This is a genomic window from Pseudomonas sp. FG13, assembly GCF_057809755.1.
The window spans coordinates 80,920-99,041 of record NZ_JBMDKO010000004.1; the positions used below are offsets into that span (position 1 = coordinate 80,920).

Genomic DNA, 18,122 nt, shown 5'->3' on the forward strand with positions numbered 1-18,122 from the left:
TTGTATTTCCAGGTCTGGCAAAAGTTGGAAGGCTTCTTGCAATACCCCGTCTGCGCCTGTTTCGGGCGTCAAAAGTTTGCTTCACAGGAACGGGGAATTTTGGTGGATCGCTCTCAGTTACTCAGCACCGCGCGCAGCAACGTCGTAGACCTCAGCCGGGGCAATCTGGGCGTGCCGCTGTTGCTGCTGGTCATGCTCGCCATGATGATGCTGCCGGTGCCCCCGTTCCTGCTGGACGTGTTCTTCACGTTCAACATCGCCTTGTCGATCGTGGTGCTGCTGGTGTGCGTGTATGCCCTGCGCCCGCTGGACTTCGCCGTGTTTCCGACCATTTTGCTGGTGGCTACGCTCCTGCGTCTGGCGCTGAACGTGGCGTCCACCCGCGTGGTCATGCTCCACGGCCAGGAAGGCCACGCCGCCGCCGGTAAGGTGATCCAGGCCTTCGGTGAGGTGGTGATCGGCGGCAACTACGTGGTCGGTATCGTGGTCTTCGCCATTTTGATGATCATCAACTTCGTGGTGGTCACCAAGGGTGCCGGGCGTATTTCCGAGGTGAGCGCGCGTTTCACCCTCGACGCCATGCCCGGTAAGCAAATGGCAATCGACGCCGACCTCAATGCCGGCCTGATCGATCAGAGCCAGGCCAAGCTCCGTCGTCTGGAAGTGGCCCAGGAGGCCGAGTTCTACGGCTCCATGGACGGTGCGAGCAAGTTCGTGCGAGGTGACGCCATCGCCGGCCTGCTGATCCTGTTCATCAACCTGATCGGCGGCATTGCCGTCGGTATCCTCCAGCATCAGATGAGTTTCGGTGACGCAGGCAAGGTTTACGCCTTGCTGACCATCGGTGACGGTTTGGTGGCGCAATTGCCATCACTGTTGTTATCCACAGCTGCGGCAATCATGGTGACCCGTGCTTCGGGCTCCGAAGACATGGGCAAGCAGATCGGCCGGCAGATGTTCGCATCGCCCAAGGCCCTCGCCGTGGCTGCTGGGCTGATGGCGGTGATGGGCCTGGTCCCGGGGATGCCGCACATTTCCTTCCTGAGCATGGCGGCGGTAGCGGCAGGCGGCGCCTATCTGTTCTGGAAGAAGCAGAACGCGCAGAAGGTCCAGGCATTGCAAGAGGTCAAGCGCCAGCAGGAACTGCTGCCATCGCCGGCCCGTGCCCTGGAGACCAAAGAGCTGGGCTGGGACGACGTGACTCCTATCGACATGATTGGCCTGGAAGTCGGCTATCGTCTGATTCCGTTGGTGGATCGTAACCAGGGCGGCCAACTGTTGGCGCGGATCAAGGGCGTGCGCAAGAAGCTGTCCCAGGACCTGGGCTTCCTGATGCCCACCGTGCATATCCGCGACAACCTCGACCTGGCGCCTAGCGCCTATCGCCTGACGCTGATGGGGGTGATCCTGGCCGAAGCCGAGATCTATCCGGATCGCGAACTGGCGATCAACCCGGGTCAGGTCTATGGTTCGCTCAACGGCATTACCGCCAAGGATCCAGCTTTTGGCCTGGAAGCGGTGTGGATTGAAATCAGTCAGCGGGCCCAGGCCCAGTCCCTCGGTTACACCGTGGTGGACGCCAGTACGGTAGTTGCGACCCATTTGAACCAGATTTTGTACAAGCACTCCAGCGAGCTGATCGGCCACGAAGAAGTCCAGCAACTGCTGCAGGTGCTGGCCAAGGGCTCGCCGAAACTGGCCGAAGAGCTGGTGCCGGGCGTGGTTTCGTTGTCGCAGTTGCTCAAGATTTTGCAAGCGCTGCTGGCCGAACAGGTGCCGGTACGCGACATCCGCAGTATTGCCGAAGCCATCGCCAACAACGCTTCCAAGAGTCAAGATACCGCCGCCATGGTGGCCGCGGTGCGGGTCGGCGTATCCCGTGCAATCGTCCAAAGCATTGTAGGCACTGAGTCGGAGCTGCCTGTGATCACGCTGGAGCCAAGGTTGGAACAGATATTGCTCAATAGTCTTCAGAAGGCAGGACAAGGCTCGGAAGAGGGTGTTCTGCTGGAGCCGAGCATGGCCGAGAAGCTGCAACGTTCGTTGATCGAGGCAGCCCAGCGGCAAGAGATGCAAGGCCAACCGGTGATCTTACTGGTGGCGGGTCCGATTCGTGCGATGCTTTCGCGATTCGGTCGCCTCGCGGTCCCGGGGCTGCATGTGCTGGCGTACCAGGAAATACCGGACAACAAGCAAGTGACCATTGTTGCGACAGTAGGGCCCAACGGCTGAGGTAGTGGGTTATGCAAGTGAAGCGTTTTTTCGCCGCCGATATGCGTCAGGCCATGAAACTGGTCCGTGACGAGCTGGGCGCCGAAGCAGCCATCATCGGCAACCGCCGGATCGCCGGTGGTGTCGAGCTGACGGCGGCCCTGGACTACAAGCTGTCTGCGCTGGCCCCGCGGGTTCCGAACATGGAACTTGAGGATGAGCTGCGCAAGACCCAATCGCGCATTGCCAGCGCCCAGGCCGAATTGAGCCTGCGCAGCAGCGAAGGCGAGGCTGTCGCGGGCACCAATCGTCAATTGTTTGCCGGTCAGCCATTGACCGCAGGCCTGCCGCTGACCGCTGCCGAACCGCTGATCGAGCCGACCCCGGCCGAGCCGCGTCGTCCGGCGCCGGCTCCTGCCGCACCGGCTGCCGGTATCGACCCGCGTGCGCTGGACTCGATGCGTTTCGAACTCAACAGCCTGCGCGAACTGATGGAAGTCCAGCTCGGCTCCCTGGCCTGGAACCAACTGCAAGGCAGCCGTCCGGCCCAGGCCAATCTGTGGCGCCGTCTGCAACGCATCGGCCTGTCCGGCCCGCTGGCCCGCGACCTGCTGGCGCTGATCAACGATATCCACGAGCCTCGCCAGGCCTGGCGCATGTTGCTGGCGCATCTGGCGCGGATGATCGCCACGCCGGAAGTCGAGCCGTTGGAAGAGGGCGGGGTGATTGCCATGGTCGGCCCGGCCGGCATGGGCAAGACCACCACCCTGGCCAAGCTCGCCGCCCGCTATGTACTCAAGTACGGCGCCCAGAGCATTGCCCTGGTCAGCATGGACAGCTTCCGTATCGGCGCCCAGGAGCAACTCAAGACCCTGGGCCGGATTCTCAACGTGTCGGTGACCCATGTGGATCCGGGTCAATCCCTGGCCCAGGCGCTGGAGCCTCTGTTGCGCAAACGCGTCGTGCTGATCGATACCGCAGGCCTGCAAGCCAGCGATCCAGCCCTGCGCATGCAGCTTGAAAGCCTGGCCGGGCGTGGCATCAAGTCAAAAAATTATCTCGTGTTGGCAACCACCAGCCAGAAACAGGTTCTAACCGCCGCCTACCACAGCTACAAACGCTGCGGATTGGCCGGTTGCATCCTGACCAAGCTGGACGAAACGGCAAGCCTGGGCGAGGTCTTGAGCCTGGCGATCGGTCACGATCTGCCGGTGGCGTACCTGACGGATGGACCGCGGATCCCGGATGATTTGCATCTGCCGCGTCGCCACCAACTGGTCAGCCGTGCCGTGAGTGTGCAAATGCAGGACGAACCCAGCGAAGAAGCCATGGCTGATATGTTCGCTGATATCTACCACAGCCCGACCAAGCAGGTTGGCTGAGGTAATCATGAATATTTTTTGTACCTACATCGATGGTCTGCCAGGCAATGTTCCGTATGTGAACGCGCAGCCAGTAATGTGGCCTCCGTCTAAGTAAGACAGGTAAAGAACGAACATGGGCAGCATGCATCCCGTACAGGTGATCGCGGTGACCGGCGGCAAAGGTGGCGTCGGCAAGACTAACGTGTCAGTGAACTTGTCCCTGGCTCTGGCAGAGCTTGGCCGACGGGTCATGCTGCTGGACGCCGACCTGGGCCTGGCGAACGTGGACGTGCTGCTGGGGCTCACACCCAAACGCACGCTGGCGGACGTGATCGAAGGCCGCTGCGAACTGCGTGATGTGTTGTTGCAGGGGCCGGGCGGGATTCGTATCGTGCCGGCCGCCTCCGGCACCCAGAGCATGGTTCATCTGACCCCGGCTCAGCACGCCGGTCTCATCCAGGCATTCAGCGACATTGGCGACAACCTCGATGTGCTGGTGATCGACACGGCGGCGGGTATCGGTGATTCGGTCGTCAGCTTCGTGCGTGCCGCCCAGGAAGTGCTGCTGGTGGTCTGCGACGAGCCCACCTCCATCACCGACGCCTATGCCCTGATCAAGCTCTTGAACCGTGACTACGGCATGAACCGCTTCCGCGTCCTGGCCAACATGGCCCAGAGCCCGCAGGAAGGGCGCAACCTGTTCGCCAAATTGACCAAGGTCACCGATCGCTTCCTGGACGTTGCCCTGCAATACGTCGGCGCCGTGCCGTACGACGAGAGCGTGCGCAAGGCTGTCCAGAAGCAACGTGCCGTCTATGAAGCTTTCCCCCGTTCCAAATGCGCGCTGGCATTCAAGGCGATCGCCCAGAAGGTCGATACCTGGCCATTGCCGGCCAACCCTCGTGGGCATCTGGAGTTTTTCGTCGAGCGTCTCGTGCAACAAACAGCAGGGCCCGTGTTATGACAGCCAGCGGTTACAACCACCTCTACAAAAAATCGGCACGGGACGCCCAGTACGAGTTGATCGAGCGTTACGCGCCCCTGGTCAAGCGCATCGCCTATCACTTGCTGGCGCGGTTGCCGGCCAGTGTCCAGGTTGAAGACCTGATCCAGGCGGGCATGATCGGCCTGCTCGAAGTGGCGAACAAATACGACGCGAGCAAGGGCGCCAGTTTCGAGACGTACGCCGGCATTCGCATTCGTGGCGCGATGCTCGACGAAGTCCGCAAGGGCGACTGGGCACCCCGTTCGGTGCACCGTAATACCCGCATGGTCAGTGACGCCATTCGCGCTATCGAAGCGAAAACCGGGCGAGACGCTAAAGATCATGAGGTTGCGGCCGAACTCCAGTTGAGTCTCGATGATTATTACGGGATTTTGAACGATACCTTGGGCAGCCGCCTGTTCAGTTTCGACGACCTGTTACAGGACGGCGATCATGAAGGGCTGCACGAGGATGGCGCGAGTACTCACATGGAGCCTGCGCGTGATCTGGAAGACGAACGTTTCCAGAGCGCGCTGGCCGATGCGATTGCCAATTTGCCGGAGCGTGAGCGACTGGTCTTGGCGCTGTACTACGACGAAGAGCTGAACCTCAAGGAAATCGGTGAAGTCCTGGGGGTCAGCGAATCGCGGGTCAGTCAGTTACACAGCCAGTGCGCCGCCCGTTTGCGGGGGCGTTTGGGGGAGTGGCGAGCGCGCTGACAATCGGTGCGGGGAGGTTGCGAGCAGGGTTTGCGTGGCACGTGTTGCGCAGTCTCGATCCGTTGTGTCCCGGGCCGTTGTCGAATGCTGTACCGGATTGATTGAAATGGCGCGTTCAGGTGCTGCACGCGTTTAAGACTGCTTGGAGGTCGAATTGGACAAGAACATGAAAATCCTCATTGTTGATGACTTTTCAACGATGCGGCGGATCATAAAAAACCTGTTGCGTGACCTTGGGTTCACCAACACGGTCGAGGCCGACGATGGCACTACTGCCATCCCGGTTCTCAACAGCGGGAGCATCGACTTTCTGGTGACTGACTGGAACATGCCTGGCATGACCGGTATCGATTTGCTGCGCCATGTGCGCGCCGATGAAAAACTCAAGCACCTCCCGGTGCTGATGGTCACCGCCGAAGCCAAGCGCGAGCAGATCATCGAAGCGGCCCAAGCCGGCGTGAACGGCTATGTGGTCAAACCCTTCACGGCCCAGGCGTTGAAAGAAAAGATCGAAAAGATCTTCGAACGCATCGGTTAACGGCGCCACGGGGGAGCTATGGAGAATAACGAAGCTTCAATGGGCGATTTCGAATCGACCCTTAAAAAACATGCCCGCGAACTGGTCGAAAGCCTTGAAAAAGGTCGTTTCGGCGATGCAGTCCAGATGATCCACGAGCTCAATCAGACCCGGGATCGTGGTCTGTACCAGGAAGTCGGCAAGCTCACCCGTGAATTGCACAGCGCGATCGTCAATTTCCAGATCGATCCGAACATGCCTCAGGCCGAAGAGGTCTCGCAGATTACTGATGCGACCGAGCGGCTGTCTTACGTGGTCAAGCTGACCGAGGCCGCCGCCAATCGCACCATGGATCTGGTGGAAAGCGCGACGCCGCTGGTCAATGGCCTGGGCGACGAAGCCCAGGCCTTGAGCGCCGACTGGGGCCGTTTCATGCGTCGTGAGGTCGGGGCGGAAGAATTCCGGGACCTGGCTCGTCGGGTTGACGGTTTTCTGACACGCAGCAGCGCCGATAACCGCGCGGTCGCAAGCAACCTCAACGATATTCTGCTGGCTCAGGACTATCAGGACCTGACCGGGCAGGTGATCAAGCGCGTCACCCAATTGGTTACCGAAGTCGAAAGCAATCTGCTCAAACTGGTGTTGATGGCCAGCCAGGTCGACCGCTTTGCGGGCATCGAACACGACCGTGAGGCGATGCTTGCTGAAAAAGATCCACAAAAACATCTCTCTCAGGGTGAAGGTCCGCAAATTCATGCCGATAAAAGAGAAGACGTTATGTCCGGTCAGGACGATGTGGACGATTTGCTGTCCAGCCTTGGATTTTAGCCCTGTTTTAGGAGCACCCCATTAATGAGCTTCGGCGCCGATGAAGAGATCCTTCAGGATTTCCTGGTTGAGGCCGGCGAGATTCTAGAGCAACTCTCCGAGCAATTGGTCGAGCTGGAAAGCCGACCGGATGATGCGGATCTGCTCAATGCAATCTTTCGCGGTTTCCACACTGTAAAAGGAGGCGCCGGCTTCCTTCAGCTCAACGAGCTGGTGGAGTGCTGCCACATTGCCGAGAACGTGTTCGACATCCTGCGTAAGGGTGAGCGTCGCGTGGATTCGGAATTGATGGACGTGGTGCTTGAAGCGCTGGATGCGGTCAACAGCATGTTCAGCGAGGTGCGTGATCGTTCGCCGATTACCGCTGCTACTCCAGAGTTGCTCGCCGCGCTGTCGCGCCTGGCCGAGCCGCAATCGGCAGACGAAGCCGCTCCGGTCGAAACCGTGGTTGAAGAACCCGTTGTCGAGGAGCCAGTCGCCGAGGAATCGGGCGATATTACCGATAACGAATTCGAACAGTTGCTGGACTCCCTGAGTGCCGTCAAGGCCGAAGCTCAGGCCCAGGCTCCTGTAGCTGCCGCGCCCGCCGATGCGGGTGCGGCCAGCGATGAAATCACCGATGCGGAGTTCGAGTCGCTGCTCGATCAACTCCATGGCAAGGGCCAGTTCGCCGTCGATGCGGTCGTCCCGCCGACAGCTCCTGCTGCGCCGAAAGCCGCGGGCGACAGCTCAGATATTACCGACGATGAATTCGAAGCCTTGCTCGACCAGTTGCATGGCAAGGGTACTTTTGCCGTTGACGCCCTGGAGTCGGCCATTGCCTCTTCGCCGGCTCCGAGCAAGCCTGCTGCGGCCGCGGCCGGTAGCGACCTGATCACCGATCAGGAGTTCGAGTCCCTGCTCGACGATCTGCACGGCAAAGGCAAGTTCAGCGAAGTCGGCGCGGCCTCTGCTGCGCCAACTGCCGCGCCGGCCGCCAAGGCCGCGCCAAAACCCGCCGCCAAGGCGCCGGAGTCCAAGGCCGAGACACCTGCTCCCGCACCCAAGCCAGCAGCTGCCGCCGCGCCTGCACCTGCCCGTGCACCGGCCGCGTCGGCGTCTGCACCGGCGGAAAAACCGACCAGTGAAGCCGAGACCACCGTTCGGGTCGACACCGCGCGCCTGGACGAGATCATGAACATGGTCGGTGAACTGGTGCTGGTGCGTAACCGTCTGGTGCGCCTGGGCCTCAATAGCCAGGACGAAGCCATGTCCAAGGCCGTGTCGAACCTCGACGTGGTCACGGCCGATCTGCAGACCGCGGTCATGAAGACCCGGATGCAACCGATCAAGAAAGTCTTCGGGCGCTTCCCGCGTCTGGTACGTGACCTGGCTCGCCAGCTCAAGAAAGAAATCAACCTGGAACTGGTGGGTGAAGAAACCGACCTCGACAAGAACCTTGTCGAGGCCCTGGCAGACCCGCTGGTCCACTTGGTGCGCAACGCGGTCGACCATGGTATCGAGTCGCCGGAAGAGCGCGAAGCCGCAGGCAAGGTTCGTAGCGGCAAGGTGATCCTGGCCGCCGAGCAGGAGGGCGACCACATCCTGCTGTCGATCTCCGACGACGGCAAAGGCATGGACCCCGAGGTGCTGCGCGCCATCGCCGTCAAACGCGGCGTGATGGACAAGGACGCCGCCGACCGCCTGAGCGACACCGAGTGCTACAACCTGATCTTCGCCCCCGGCTTCTCGACCAAGACCGAGATTTCCGACGTGTCGGGTCGTGGCGTGGGGATGGACGTGGTGAAAACCAAGATTTCCCAGCTCAACGGTTCCATTAACATCCACTCGGTCAAAGGCTCGGGCTCGAAGATCCTCATCAAGGTCCCGCTGACCCTGGCGATCATGCCGACCCTGATGGTGATGCTGGGCAACCAGGCGTTCGCTTTCCCGCTGGTCAACGTCAACGAGATCTTCCACCTCGACCTGTCGCGCACCAATGTGGTCGACGGCCAGGAAGTGGTGATCGTGCGGGACAAGGCACTGCCGTTGTTCTACCTCAAGCGCTGGCTGGTCAGCTCCGCGGCGCATGTGGAGCAGGGCGAGGGCCACGTGGTGATCCTTTCGGTGGGCACCCAGCGGATCGGCTTCGTTGTCGACCAGCTCGTGGGCCAGGAAGAAGTGGTCATCAAGCCGTTGGGCAAGATGCTCCAGGGCACCCCGGGCATGTCCGGCGCCACCATCACCGGCGACGGCCGCATCGCGCTGATCCTCGATGTACCGAGCATGCTCAAGCGTTACGCCGCGCGGCGTATTTGATTCTGGAGGGGCGTGGCCCAGCGCCACGCCTCGTCTAACGGAGTGTTTATGGTAGTTAAAGTCCTGGTGGTGGACGATTCGGGGTTCTTCCGCCGCCGCGTCTCGGAAATTCTCTCGGCGGACACGACGATTCAGGTCGTCGGTACCGCGACCAATGGCAAAGAGGCAATCGATCAGGCCCTGGCACTCAAGCCGGATGTGATCACCATGGACTATGAGATGCCAATGATGGATGGCATCACGGCTGTGCGGCATATCATGCAGCGCTGCCCGACTCCGGTATTGATGTTCTCGTCCCTGACCCACGAAGGCGCCCGTGTCACCCTCGACGCGCTGGATGCCGGGGCGGTGGATTTCCTGCCGAAGAACTTCGAAGACATCTCGCGCAACCCCGACAAGGTCCGGCAGTTGCTGTGCGAGAAGGTCCACAGCATTTCCCGCAGCAACCGCCGCGTGAGTGCCTACACGCCACCGGCTCCTGTGGCTGCGCCTGTGGCTGCGCCGAGCCCTGCGCCATCGTCCGCCAGTTTCAACCCGCCCCCGGTACGCAGTGCCCCGGCCCCTGCGCCTGCACGTTCGGCACCGGCCAGTGCGTCGTCGCCGGCCCCCAAGCGCAAGGCCTACAAGCTGGTTGCCATCGGCACATCCACGGGTGGTCCGGTGGCGCTGCAACGGGTGCTGACCCAGTTGCCGGCCAACTTCCCGGCTCCAATCGTGTTGATCCAGCACATGCCGGCAGCCTTTACCAAGGCCTTCGCCGAACGCCTGGACAAGCTGTGCCGCATCAGCGTCAAGGAAGCCGAGGATGGCGATATCCTGCGTCCGGGTCTGGCGCTGCTCGCTCCGGGTGGCAAGCAGATGATGGTCGACGGTCGTGGCGCGGTGAAAATCCTGCCGGGCGACGAGCGCCTGAACTACAAGCCCTGTGTGGACATTACCTTCGGTTCCGCAGCCAAGTCCTACGGTGACAAAGTTCTGGCGGTGGTGTTGACCGGCATGGGCGCCGACGGTCGCGAAGGCGCCCGCCTGCTCAAGCAGGGCGGCAGTGCGATCTGGGCCCAGGACGAAGCCAGTTGCGTGATCTATGGCATGCCGATGGCGATTGTCAAAGCGGACCTGGCCGACGCGGTGTACGGGCTGGACGACATTGGTAAGTACCTGGTCGAGGCGTGCCTGTAATGGATGTCCTCAGCCTGATCGGTATCATCATGGCGTTCGTCGCCATCATTGGTGGCAACTATCTGGAAGGCGGTCATCTCGGAGCCTTGGCCAATGGCCCTGCGGCGCTGATCGTGCTCGGTGGCACCATTGGCGCAGCGCTGTTGCAATCGCCCATGAGTGCGTTCAAACGCGCCATACAGGTACTGGTCTGGATTCTGTTTCCACCGCGGGTCGACCTGGCCGGCGGTATCGATCGCGTGGTGAACTGGAGCCTGACCGCCCGCAAGGAAGGCTTGCTCGGTCTGGAAGGGGTGGCCGATGCCGAACCTGACAACTACTCGCGAAAAGGCCTGCAATTGCTGGTGGACGGCGCCGAGCCGGAAGCCATCCGCAGCATCCTGGAAGTGGATTTCTACACTCAGGAAAGCCGCGACATCGAAGCGGCCAAGGTCTTCGAAAGCATGGGTGGTTATGCACCTACCATCGGCATCATCGGTGCGGTAATGGGCCTGATCCACGTGATGGGCAACCTGGCCGACCCTTCGCAACTGGGGAGCGGCATCGCCGTGGCGTTCGTCGCCACCATCTATGGCGTGGCCAGTGCCAACCTGGTGTTGTTGCCGATTGCCGCCAAACTCAAGTCCATCGCCTTGCGCCAGTCGCGTTATCGCGAAATGTTGCTGGAAGGAATCCTGTCGATCGCCGAAGGTGAAAACCCGCGCTCCATTGAATTGAAGCTCCAGGGCTTCATGGACTAATGGGAGTAATGGACCATGGCGCGTCGCAGGCATCATGAAGAGCATGTCAACCATGAACGTTGGCTGGTGTCCTACGCCGACTTCATCACATTGCTGTTCGCTTTTTTCGTGGTCATGTATTCGATCTCCTCGGTCAACGAGGGCAAATACAAGGTTATCTCCGAGGCGTTGATCGGGGTCTTTACCGACTCGGATCGCGCCCTCAAGCCGATTCCCATCGGCGACGAGCGGCCCAAGACGACCACGCCGGCCAAGCCGCTGGTCCGGGACGCCGAGCAGGTCGATGCCGGCATTGCTGGCGGTAGCGACCCGTTGAAAAGCATCGCCGACGACATCAGCGCGGCCTTCGGCGACCTGATCAGCTCCAACCAGATGACCGTGCGCGGCAACGAGTTGTGGGTGGAGATCGAACTCAACTCCAGCCTCTTGTTTGGCAGTGGCGACGCCATGCCCAGCGACATGGCGTTCCACATCATCGATAAGGTGGCGACGATCCTGAAACCGTTCGACAACCCGATCCATGTGGAAGGTTTCACGGATGACCAGCCGATCCGCACCGCGCAGTATCCGACCAACTGGGAGCTGTCTTCGGCGCGTTCGGCGAGCATCGTCCGCATGCTTGCCATGCAAGGTGTGAACCCCGGTCGCCTGGCATCGGTGGGGTATGGCGAGTTCCAGCCGGTGGCCAACAACGCCACTGTCGAAGGCCGGGCGAAGAATCGGCGCGTGGTGCTGGTGGTGTCGCGCAACCTTGATGTACGCCGCAGCCTGACCGGTACCGGCACGGCCAATGCAACGCCGGATGCAGCATTGAAGCGGGCTGGCACACAAACTGCACCGACCCCGGTCAAGACACCGGGAAGACAGAGCGCCGTCAATTCTCCGTCACCCGCTTTATAACCGAGCTATTTCTCGGCCGTGCCTGTTTCGGCCGGGAGGAACGATCCGAATGAGAGTCTGGGCAGTTGCCAATCAAAAAGGTGGGGTGGGTAAGACCACTTCTTCCATCGCTTTAGCCGGATTACTGGCCGAGGCGGGCAAGCGTGTGGTCATTGTCGACCTGGACCCCCATGGCTCGATGACCAGCTATTTTGGCTACGATCCCGATAGCCTGGAGCACAGCAACTACGACTTGTTCCTGCACCGGGGCAGTGTGCCTGAGGGCTTGCCGGGACAACTGTTGCTGTCCACCAGTGACGAGCGGATTTCCCTGTTGCCGTCGAGCACCGCGCTGGCCACCCTGGAGCGGCAGTCTCCGGGACAGGGCGGGTTGGGCCTGGTGATCGCCAAGAGTCTGGCGCAGCTGTGGCAGGATTTCGATTACGCGATCATTGACAGCCCACCCCTGCTGGGTCTGTTGATGGTCAATGCCTTGGCGGCCAGCCAGCAACTGGTGATCCCGGTGCAGACCGAGCATCTGGCGGTCAAGGGGCTGGAGCGAATGGTCAATACCCTGGCGATGGTCAATCGCTCACGCAAACAGTCGCTGGCATTCAATATCGTGCCGACCTTGTTCGATCGCCGTACCCAGGCGTCCATGGGAACCCTGCGGGTGTTGCGGGACATGTACCCGGATGACATCTGGCAAGGCTACATCCCGGTCGACACGCGCCTGCGCGATGCCAGCCGCGCCGGTGTGACCCCTTCCCAGTTCGATGGCAAAAGCCGTGGCGTGCTGGCCTACCGGGCCTTGCTCAAGCACCTGCTGGCCCAGCAGCTCGTTCCTCAGCAGGTGGCCTGATTGAACGCGTCTAAAAGCTCTGCAGGCTCAAGTCTGATGGCACTCATGCCGATAACGTTCATATGCGGTGCACTGCTTTCATGAACCGCCCGATCAAGACGACCTCGCGTCCGCAAATGGCCTTGCAGTCCTACCTGGACGGGCTGTTGCAGGAAGCGACCGAAGAATTACCACCGGAGCCGAGCGTGCCCGAGGCTTTGCCCGCGCCCGTCGAAGCCGAAGGTGTGCTGGATGAGTTTCAGGCGGCCGTGCTCGAGGAGCAGGCCCGTGATGCACGCAAACCCGTGGTTGTCGCACCGGTCGAGACACCGGTCGCCAAGCCATCGGTGAGAGTCATGGAGGCGCCTGCGCCGGTGCTGGCGGCGGTTTCCACCGTTGCACCGTTGTTGCAGGGCCTGGTGACGCCGGTGGTGGAAGTCCATCTGCCACCGCCGAGCAACACGCCGCCGCCGGTTGAGACTGACGATCGTCCGGCCTGGGCCGCCGAGCCGTTTGAGTGCCTGTTGTTCGATGTGGCCGGGTTGACCCTGGCGGTGCCGCTGGTGTGCCTGGGATCGATTTATTCCCTGGCCGGGCACGAATTGACGCCGTTGTTTGGCCAGCCGGATTGGTTCCTTGGGATCCTGCCGAGCCAGGCCGGCAACCTGAAGGTACTGGATACCGCGCGTTGGGTGATGCCGGACCGTTATCGCGATGATTTTCGCCAGGGCCTGCAATACGTGATTTCGGTACAGGGTTACGAGTGGGGGTTGGCGGTGCACCAGGTCAGCCGTTCGCTGCGCCTGGACCCGAACGAGATCAAATGGCGTAGCCATCGAGGGCAACGGCCATGGCTGGCGGGTACGGTGATCGAGCACATGTGCGCCTTGCTGGACGTTTCCGAGCTGGCCGAACTGATCGCCAGCGGCGGGGCAAAACACCTGGGCGGCTCCAAGCCGGTCCAGAAACCGAAATAACACAGTCGGTGGCGCGCAGCGTCACGGCGCAGAACACACCGCCACAGGCGGTTTTTCGAGGGGTCAGGGTATGAATGATAAGGCGTCGTCTCTCAAGGGTTCCGAAGATCCGATCCTGCAATGGGTCACCTTCAAACTCGATAACGAAACCTACGGCATCAACGTGATGCGCGTGCAGGAAGTGCTGCGCTATACCGAGATCGCTCCGGTACCGGGTGCGCCAAGCTACGTGCTGGGGATCATCAACCTGCGTGGCAACGTGGTCACGGTGATCGACACCCGCCAGCGTTTTGGCCTGAATTCCACCGAGGTCAACGACAACACCCGTATCGTGATCATCGAGGCCGACAAGCAAGTGGTCGGTATCCTGGTCGACAGCGTTGCCGAAGTGGTTTACTTGCGTCAGTCGGAAATCGAAACCGCGCCTAACGTCGGTAACGAAGAATCGGCCAAGTTCATCCAGGGTGTCTGCAACAAGAACAACGAGTTGCTGATCCTGGTCGAGCTGGAAAAAATGATGAGCGAAGAAGAGTGGTCGGAACTGGAGAGTATCTGATTGATTCTTGAGGTAGCAGTCATTGTCCTGTTCCTTTTCTGGGCAGGCACGTTGGCAATGTTCTTGGCGTACATACGCGGCCAGCGGCAGATCGCCGCTCAACAGGCCCAGGGCGATGCGTTGCGCGATCAGCGCATCAAGGACCTGGCCAAGCGTGTCGACGATTACCAGAACGGTACCGTGCGCATGGGTGAAGCCATCCATGAGCTGCGCGCCGTGGTCGGCCCGTTACCGGACAAACTGGCCCAATTGGAACAGCGCGACCCCTCGAGCTTGTCCTTTGCCCAAGCCGCGCGGCTGGTGGGTATGGGCGCCAGTGTCGACGAACTGACCCAGGCCTGTGGCTTGACCCAGGCCGAGGCGGAGTTGATGAGTAAATTGCACAGGGGCTGAGGATCGCTTCCAGTCAAGGATCAAACGCCCTGTAACCTGTGGGAGCAACGCTTGCTCGCGATAGCGGTAGGAGAGTCAATGGCATTCTCGACTGGCGGTGCCCCAATCGCGAGCAAGCTTTGCTCCCACAGGCTTCTTCGCTGCCGCCATGTGGCGTGGAATCAGTAATCATCCCCGCGCTCCGTCACATCCTTCTCCACATTCGGTGCATGCGGGTCGAAGCCCTTGGGAAACTTGCCCTTGAGGTTCCAGGCAAACGCGATGATCTCGGCGATGGTGAGATACAACTCCTGCGGAATACTCTCCCCCAGTTCCAGTCGGGCCAGGAGCTTCACCAGCTCGGCATTTTCATAGATCGGCACTTCACTGTCCCGTGCGATCCGCAGGATTTCCTCGGCCAGGGCTTCGTCGCCCTTGGCGGTGAGGGTCGGGGCGCGGTGGCCGTCGTATTTGAGGGCGATGGCCTGGCGCGGTTCGGTGTGGGTTGTCATGCGGTTTCGTCCACCCAGCGTTGTTCGAGTCGGGTCTTGGGACCTTGGGGCGGGGTGCCGACGTGGCAGTCCAGGTCTGCGACGTTCAGGCCGCAGGTCACCAGGCGCTCACGCAGTGCCGCCAGGTTGCGTTCGATCAGGTCCGCCGTGTAGGGCCGTTCAGCCCACAATTGGCTGGACAGGCTGCCGCTGAGCAATTGCGCCTGGACCTGCAACGGCCCCAGCGGCTCTACGTCGAACGCCAGCTCGACCCGCCAGAGCTGCTGCTTGGCCTCACGTTCTTCCCGACGCTCGCTGGGTTGTTCCCGAGGCGGGGTTTCTTCCCGTTGGAATTTGACCTGCAAGGGCACGATGTCCTGCAGGTTGCGCATCGGGATTTCCAGTTGCCAGGTGCTCATCAACCGGCCATCGTCGGTCAGGCCGGTCTGCTCCAGGCTCGACAGTTGATGGCTTTGCAGACGTGACACGGCGGCAGCGGCGAGGCGCAGCAGGTGTTCGAGGTCGCCTTCGTCGTCCTGGCCCTTCAGCAACCGGGAGGGCAGGGGGAAACCGGTGGGTTGCGGCTTTGCGCTGACCTGGCCGAGCGTGCCCAAGGCGTTGCGTACAAAACTGGGTAACGCCTGGGCCAGGGTGTTGGCGGCAATGATCGCGCCGAGATTGGTGGAGGCGGGCAGCGTCGTGGTCAGTTGGGCGATCAGTTTCAGCAGATCGCCCTTGAAGTCCGTTGCCAGGCTCGGTGGTTGTCCGGCCAGCAGTTTGCTTTCCAGGAATACCCCGCTGGCGGCCAAGGCCTGGGCCAGTCCCTTGGGCGTGCTCAATTGCTGCACATCCGGCAGGCCGGCCAGCAGACGCGTCACCGCGGCACGCAGCTCGACGCCGGTCTCATCCGTGGCGGGCAGCTCCTGCAGGACGCTGATCAGACTGTCCAGCGAACCCTGACGACTCACCTGGGTCACCAGTTGCTGGCTCACCGCCAGTTGTTCCTGGCGGTTGCTCAGCGGAATGAATTTCAACGTCTGGGCATCCTGCACCTGGGCGCTCAACAGCGTGCCGATACGCAGCGGCTGGGGGCTGTCGATGTCCAGGGTGCTGCCGGCCTGGGCGGTATTGAGCAAGCTCACCAGTGACCGATACATCGCCGGTTGCCCTGGCACCTGAGGCAACGCCTGGCTGGTGACCACCTTACCCTGCAACAGGGTGCCGACCGGCAGCTGCGCGGTGTCGATACGGGTCAGGGTCGCAATGCTGGAGGCAACGACCTGTTGTACGGTGATCGCCAGGTTACTGGCGGACGGTTGGGTCACCGCCAGGCTGGTGCCCTGGGGCAACGGCTGGCTGCTGGTGGCCTGCACGGTAGTCTGGCGGCCGCTTTCCAGGGTGACCTTGAGCAATAGCTGGAAAGTCTGGTCCGCCTGCTTGAGCGACAACACCTCGGCACTGGCCGTCTGGCCGGCACCGATCAAGCCTTCGACCGGCGTCAGCAATTTGAGCAGCTCGCCGCTGACCGCCGGCGTACGCGTCGTTGCCGTGGGCTGGGGCAGCGGCTGGATGTTCATGTCGCCTGTCATCTGCGGTCTTACCCTGGAAACTAATTGAGAACGCCCCCTGGGGGCATGGCATGTATAATGCCGCCCGTCTTTCAGGGAGTGGCGAAAACCTTGCAATAGTTTGACGCAGCTCTGTGGAACGGGCCGTCAATGCATCTATGCTGCATCTCTTTAACGGCCGCTGCACCGCCGACTTAAACCGTATAAGGCTCGCGATCCCTTGACCAGTCCTCTCTTGCAAACCGTCGGCCTCGCCTGTGAGCGAGACCTGCGGCTGCTTTTCGAACACCTCGAATTGAGACTCTCGCCTGGCGATATGGTGCAAGTCAGTGGTCCCAATGGCAGTGGCAAGACCAGCCTCTTGCGCCTGCTGGCCGGGTTGATGCAACCGACGGCCGGGCAGGTGCTGCTCAACGGCCAACCCCTGCAGAGCCAACGCAGCGAACTGGCCCGCAACCTGCTCTGGATCGGCCACGCCGCAGGGATCAAGGATTTGCTGACCCCCGAAGAAAACCTTAGCTGGCTCTGTGCGCTGCATCGGCCCGCCGGCCATGAAGCGATCTGGCAGGCGTTGGCCATGGTGGGATTGCGCGGCTTCGAAGACGTGCCATGCCATACCTTGTCCGCCGGTCAGCAGCGCCGCGTGGCCCTGGCCCGGTTGTACCTTGACACCCCGCCGCTGTGGATTCTCGACGAACCGTTCACCGCCCTGGACAAGCAGGGCGTGGCGCAGCTCGAGGAACATCTGGCCCGGCATTGCGAGGGTGGTGGCATGGTGCTGTTGACCACTCACCATACACTGGCCCGGATGCCGTCCGGTTATCGCAACATTGATCTGGGGAACTGGGCCGTATGAGTGTGTTTGGCCTGTTGCTTGCCCGCGAAGCGCGCCTGTTGTTCCGCCGCCCGGCCGAACTGGCCAACCCGCTGGTGTTTTTCGCGATTGTCATTGCGCTGTTCCCGTTGGCGGTCGGGCCGGAGACTCAATTGTTGCAAACCTTGTCGCCAGGACTGGTCTGGGTGGCAGCGCTTTTGTCGGTCCTGCTCTCGCTGGACGGGCTTTTCCGCAGTGATTTCGAAGACGGTTCCTTGGAACAGTGGGTCCTTTCGTCGCACCCCCTGGCCCTTCTGGTTTTGGCCAAGGTACTGGCACACTGGGTTTTTTCCGGCCTGGCGCTGGTGTTGCTCTCGCCGCTGCTGGCGATGATGCTGGGGTTGCCCGCCGCGTGCATGCCGGTGCTGCTGGTTTCGTTGTTGCTGGGCACACCGGTGCTGAGCCTGCTCGGTGCGGTGGGGGCGGCATTGACGGTGGGCTTGAAGCGCGGCGGCCTATTGCTGGCATTGTTGATCCTGCCGCTGTATATCCCGGTGTTGATCCTTGGCAGTGGCGCCTTGCAAGCCGCCTTGCAAGGTATGCCGGCGACCGGTTATCTGCTCTGGCTTGGGAGCCTGACCGCCCTGGCGATAACCCTGACACCCTTTGCAATAGCCGCTGGCCTGAAGATCAGCGTCGGCGAATAATAATGAGGCCTGGTCAAAAAATGACCACTTCCTATGAAGTTAAGGCAGACCCGGCGGCGCGTGACAGCGCGCCGCA

The 18,122-nt window shown here is 61.4% G+C and carries 18 protein-coding genes; 16 read left to right on the top strand and 2 right to left on the bottom strand.

Annotation, left to right across the window (positions count from 1 at the left end; translation table 11 throughout):
* Positions 1-102 precede the first annotated feature (102 nt).
* The 14 genes from flhA (at position 103) to ACODTO_RS05645 (ending at position 14,487) form a co-directional block, all read left to right on the top strand.
* Complete coding sequence (flhA, locus tag ACODTO_RS05580; protein WP_139647206.1) at positions 103-2,232, top strand: flagellar biosynthesis protein FlhA; 2,130 nt, start codon at positions 103-105, stop codon at positions 2,230-2,232.
* 11 nt (positions 2,233-2,243) lie between these two features.
* Positions 2,244-3,593 (top strand): flagellar biosynthesis GTPase FlhF, encoded by a 1,350-nt coding sequence (flhF, locus tag ACODTO_RS05585; protein ID WP_139647204.1) that lies wholly within the window; start codon positions 2,244-2,246, stop codon positions 3,591-3,593.
* Positions 3,594-3,708: 115 nt separating this feature from the next.
* On the top strand, positions 3,709-4,539 hold the full coding sequence (gene fleN / locus ACODTO_RS05590) for a flagellar synthesis regulator FleN (protein WP_003184001.1): 831 nt from the start codon (positions 3,709-3,711) through the stop codon (positions 4,537-4,539).
* Positions 4,536-5,279, top strand: a complete 744-nt coding sequence (gene fliA / locus ACODTO_RS05595) for an RNA polymerase sigma factor FliA (RefSeq protein WP_024778673.1) — start codon at positions 4,536-4,538, stop codon at positions 5,277-5,279. Before fleN ends, fliA begins: the two co-directional genes overlap by 4 nt.
* Before the next feature lie 166 nt (positions 5,280-5,445).
* Positions 5,446-5,817 carry a chemotaxis response regulator CheY gene (locus ACODTO_RS05600; protein WP_003183998.1) on the top strand — a complete coding sequence of 124 codons (372 nt, stop codon included), beginning with the start codon at positions 5,446-5,448 and terminating at the stop codon, positions 5,815-5,817.
* A gap of 18 nt (positions 5,818-5,835) precedes the next feature.
* Positions 5,836-6,624: a protein phosphatase CheZ gene (locus ACODTO_RS05605; RefSeq protein WP_139647203.1), complete on the top strand. Its 789-nt coding sequence runs from the start codon at positions 5,836-5,838 to the stop codon at positions 6,622-6,624.
* A 24-nt stretch (positions 6,625-6,648) separates the two neighbouring features.
* Positions 6,649-8,922: a chemotaxis protein CheA gene (locus ACODTO_RS05610; protein WP_175362439.1), complete on the top strand. Its 2,274-nt coding sequence runs from the start codon at positions 6,649-6,651 to the stop codon at positions 8,920-8,922.
* Between the two features lie 48 nt (positions 8,923-8,970).
* Positions 8,971-10,101: a protein-glutamate methylesterase/protein-glutamine glutaminase gene (locus ACODTO_RS05615; protein WP_489106071.1), complete on the top strand. Its 1,131-nt coding sequence runs from the start codon at positions 8,971-8,973 to the stop codon at positions 10,099-10,101.
* Positions 10,101-10,841: a flagellar motor protein gene (locus tag ACODTO_RS05620; RefSeq protein WP_024778677.1), complete on the top strand. Its 741-nt coding sequence runs from the start codon at positions 10,101-10,103 to the stop codon at positions 10,839-10,841. The genes ACODTO_RS05615 and ACODTO_RS05620 overlap by 1 nt, the downstream gene beginning before the upstream one ends.
* A 15-nt stretch (positions 10,842-10,856) precedes the next feature.
* Positions 10,857-11,741, top strand: a complete 885-nt coding sequence (gene motD, locus ACODTO_RS05625; RefSeq protein WP_139647197.1) for a flagellar motor protein MotD — start codon at positions 10,857-10,859, stop codon at positions 11,739-11,741.
* A gap of 49 nt (positions 11,742-11,790) precedes the next feature.
* A complete protein-coding gene (locus ACODTO_RS05630; RefSeq protein ID WP_041022220.1) occupies positions 11,791-12,582 on the top strand; it encodes a ParA family protein in 792 nt (263 codons plus the stop codon).
* 80 nt (positions 12,583-12,662) lie between these two features.
* Positions 12,663-13,538, top strand: a complete 876-nt coding sequence (locus ACODTO_RS05635; RefSeq protein ID WP_489106072.1) for a CheW domain-containing protein — start codon at positions 12,663-12,665, stop codon at positions 13,536-13,538.
* 70 nt (positions 13,539-13,608) lie between these two features.
* A complete protein-coding gene (locus ACODTO_RS05640) occupies positions 13,609-14,094 on the top strand; it encodes a chemotaxis protein CheW (RefSeq protein WP_024778681.1) in 486 nt (161 codons plus the stop codon).
* Complete coding sequence (locus ACODTO_RS05645) at positions 14,095-14,487, top strand: DUF2802 domain-containing protein (RefSeq protein ID WP_175385930.1); 393 nt, start codon at positions 14,095-14,097, stop codon at positions 14,485-14,487.
* A gap of 161 nt (positions 14,488-14,648) precedes the next feature.
* On the opposite strand, the gene ACODTO_RS05650 is transcribed toward ACODTO_RS05645, so the two are convergent.
* A complete protein-coding gene (locus ACODTO_RS05650) occupies positions 14,649-14,978 on the bottom strand; it encodes an EscU/YscU/HrcU family type III secretion system export apparatus switch protein (protein ID WP_175385931.1) in 330 nt (109 codons plus the stop codon).
* Positions 14,975-16,546: a flagellar hook-length control protein FliK gene (gene fliK / locus ACODTO_RS05655; protein WP_175385932.1), complete on the bottom strand. Its 1,572-nt coding sequence runs from the start codon at positions 16,544-16,546 to the stop codon at positions 14,975-14,977. The genes ACODTO_RS05650 and fliK overlap by 4 nt, the downstream gene beginning before the upstream one ends.
* A gap of 199 nt (positions 16,547-16,745) precedes the next feature.
* Between fliK and ccmA the strand changes: the two genes are divergently transcribed.
* Both ccmA and ccmB read left to right on the top strand, forming a co-directional pair.
* A complete protein-coding gene (gene ccmA / locus ACODTO_RS05660) occupies positions 16,746-17,381 on the top strand; it encodes a cytochrome c biogenesis heme-transporting ATPase CcmA (RefSeq protein ID WP_139647175.1) in 636 nt (211 codons plus the stop codon).
* Positions 17,378-18,046, top strand: coding sequence for a heme exporter protein CcmB (gene ccmB, locus ACODTO_RS05665; RefSeq protein ID WP_003183957.1), 669 nt, complete (start codon positions 17,378-17,380; stop codon positions 18,044-18,046). Before ccmA ends, ccmB begins: the two co-directional genes overlap by 4 nt.
* Positions 18,047-18,122 lie beyond the last annotated feature (76 nt).

Bases quoted from the DNA above. Each gene is read 5' to 3' on its own strand.
- ACODTO_RS05620 (WP_024778677.1), top strand. From the start codon at position 10,101: ATGGATGTCCTCAGCCTGATCGGTATCATCATGGCGTTCGTCGCCATC.
- ACODTO_RS05635 (WP_489106072.1), top strand. From the start codon at position 12,663: ATGAACCGCCCGATCAAGACGACCTCGCGTCCGCAAATGGCCTTGCAG.
- ACODTO_RS05630 (WP_041022220.1), top strand. From the start codon at position 11,791: ATGAGAGTCTGGGCAGTTGCCAATCAAAAAGGTGGGGTGGGTAAGACC.
- ACODTO_RS05610 (WP_175362439.1), top strand. From the start codon at position 6,649: ATGAGCTTCGGCGCCGATGAAGAGATCCTTCAGGATTTCCTGGTTGAG.
- ACODTO_RS05605 (WP_139647203.1), top strand. From the start codon at position 5,836: ATGGAGAATAACGAAGCTTCAATGGGCGATTTCGAATCGACCCTTAAA.
- ACODTO_RS05650 (WP_175385931.1), bottom strand. From the start codon at position 14,978: ATGACAACCCACACCGAACCGCGCCAGGCCATCGCCCTCAAATACGAC.
- flhF (WP_139647204.1), top strand. From the start codon at position 2,244: ATGCAAGTGAAGCGTTTTTTCGCCGCCGATATGCGTCAGGCCATGAAA.
- ACODTO_RS05600 (WP_003183998.1), top strand. From the start codon at position 5,446: ATGAAAATCCTCATTGTTGATGACTTTTCAACGATGCGGCGGATCATA.
- motD (WP_139647197.1), top strand. From the start codon at position 10,857: ATGGCGCGTCGCAGGCATCATGAAGAGCATGTCAACCATGAACGTTGG.
- fleN (WP_003184001.1), top strand. From the start codon at position 3,709: ATGGGCAGCATGCATCCCGTACAGGTGATCGCGGTGACCGGCGGCAAA.
- ACODTO_RS05640 (WP_024778681.1), top strand. From the start codon at position 13,609: ATGAATGATAAGGCGTCGTCTCTCAAGGGTTCCGAAGATCCGATCCTG.
- fliA (WP_024778673.1), top strand. From the start codon at position 4,536: ATGACAGCCAGCGGTTACAACCACCTCTACAAAAAATCGGCACGGGAC.
- fliK (WP_175385932.1), bottom strand. From the start codon at position 16,546: ATGACAGGCGACATGAACATCCAGCCGCTGCCCCAGCCCACGGCAACG.
- ACODTO_RS05615 (WP_489106071.1), top strand. From the start codon at position 8,971: ATGGTAGTTAAAGTCCTGGTGGTGGACGATTCGGGGTTCTTCCGCCGC.
- ccmB (WP_003183957.1), top strand. From the start codon at position 17,378: ATGAGTGTGTTTGGCCTGTTGCTTGCCCGCGAAGCGCGCCTGTTGTTC.